This is a genomic window from Streptomyces sp. NK15101, from assembly GCF_020400725.1.
Taxonomy (GTDB): Bacteria; Actinomycetota; Actinomycetes; order Streptomycetales; family Streptomycetaceae; genus Streptomyces.
The window spans coordinates 1-1496 of sequence record NZ_JAINVG010000193.1 but is presented as its reverse complement, the minus strand read 5'-3'; the positions used below and the strand labels follow the sequence as shown (position 1 = coordinate 1496).

Below are 1496 nucleotides of genomic sequence, written 5' to 3'. Positions count from 1 at the left end.
GACCTTGGCGGTCAGCCCGCCCCGGGACCGGCCGAGGGCCTGGCGCGCCCGCGAGCAGTCCGGACCTTCCGGTTCGTCCCCGTCTGCGGCTCCTTCCCACTGTCCTGCGTCCGGCGCGGTGCGAGCGGCAAGCCGCTGCCGCGCGTCCTCCTGCTGCCGTCTTCTCTTCCCCTGCCCTGAATCACCGGCCGGTGTCAGGACGGCAAGACAATCGGACCGAGCACGCACATCCCCACTCGGTGATCATTTGTCAGACAGGTCCGCACAACCTTTCACGGCTTCAAGAAGTCGAACGGGCGCATGGCATCCGAGGGCTTGGAGGACTTCGTGGCACGTGTGCGTACGGCCGTGGTGGCGGCGGCGTTGGTCGCGGCGCTGGCGCCGGTGACGTTCGGGGGAGCGGCGGCCGTCGCCGCGCCCGTGACGGCGGTCGCCGGGACGGCGGCGGAGGCGGGGACGGTCGGGACGGTCGTCCAGGAGGGCGGCCGGCTGAACGTGCCCGCGGGCGAGGAAGGGGCGGTGACGCTGCGGTTCACCGCCACGCTGCCGGCGGGCGTCCAGGGGCCGGTGACCGGCGTGGTCCGACTGTCCCGTCACCCTGATCGAGATCGCGGGCAGCTCGCCGGTGAGCGCGGACGTGATCCGCTCCACCTGCGCGGTCAACGGCGTCTCCTACGGCGCGTGCCCGTGGACCGTGCCCTACACGGTCGACGACCGGCCGGTGGATCCGCCGTCCCTCGCCCTTCCGACGGTGACGGCCGCGCAGACCCTCGCGTACGCCGTCACCCTGGACGCCGACCGTTCCGCGCTCGCCCTGAGCGACCCGGACGCCCGCGTCGAACTGAAGGACGGCACGGGCGCGGTGGTGGCCGAGGGCGCGCTCGACCTCGACTTCGTCCCCGGGACGCCCCCCGCGGACCGGCGCGGCGCCCTGCACGCGCGGGACAGGGACGGCGTGCTGTGGCGGTACGAGGGCACCGGCGACGTCACCCGGCCCTTCGCGACGCGCAAGCGCGTCGGCGGCGGCTGGAACGCCTACACCGCCGTCGTCCCGGTACAGAGCCCGACCGCCTCGGGGGACGGTGACCTCGTGGCCCGCGACCGGGACGGGGTGCTCTGGTACTACGCGGGCACCGGCAAGCCCGACGCCCCGTTCGCACCGCGGCGGCGGATCGGCGGCGGCTGGAACACCTACACCGCCCTCGTCGGCAACAGCTACTACGGCCTGGTGGCCCGGGACAGGGACGGCGTGCTGTGGTCGTACGACGACCCGTTCGCCCAGCGGAAGCGGGTCGGCGGCGGCTGGAACACCTACACGGCGCTGACCATGCCGGGCATGTGGCAAGGGATCCTGGGCCGCGACAGGGACGGCGTGCTGTGGAAGTACGACCGCCAGGGCTGCGCCCCCTGTGCGCCCTTCGAGCCGAGGCAGCGCGTCGGCGGCGGCTGGAACGCCTACACCGCCCTCGCCGGCACGAAGGAACTCGGACGTGACA

1 protein-coding gene and 2 pseudogenes are annotated in these 1496 nt (G+C 73.8%); 1 reads left to right on the top strand and 2 read right to left on the bottom strand.

Features of this window, described 5'->3' with window-relative positions; all coding sequences use genetic code 11:
• Nucleotides 1-96 (bottom strand): annotated as a pseudogene (locus tag K7G60_RS38530) (IS5/IS1182 family transposase); the annotation flags it as partial.
• Nucleotides 97-272: 176 nt separating this feature from the next.
• Nucleotides 273-536: a hypothetical protein gene (locus K7G60_RS38525; protein WP_225805617.1), complete on the bottom strand. Its 264-nt coding sequence runs from the start codon at nucleotides 534-536 to the stop codon at nucleotides 273-275.
• 89 nt (nucleotides 537-625) lie between these two features.
• Here K7G60_RS38525 and K7G60_RS38520 point away from each other — a divergent pair.
• Nucleotides 626-1496: pseudogene (locus K7G60_RS38520) on the top strand (hypothetical protein); the annotation flags it as partial.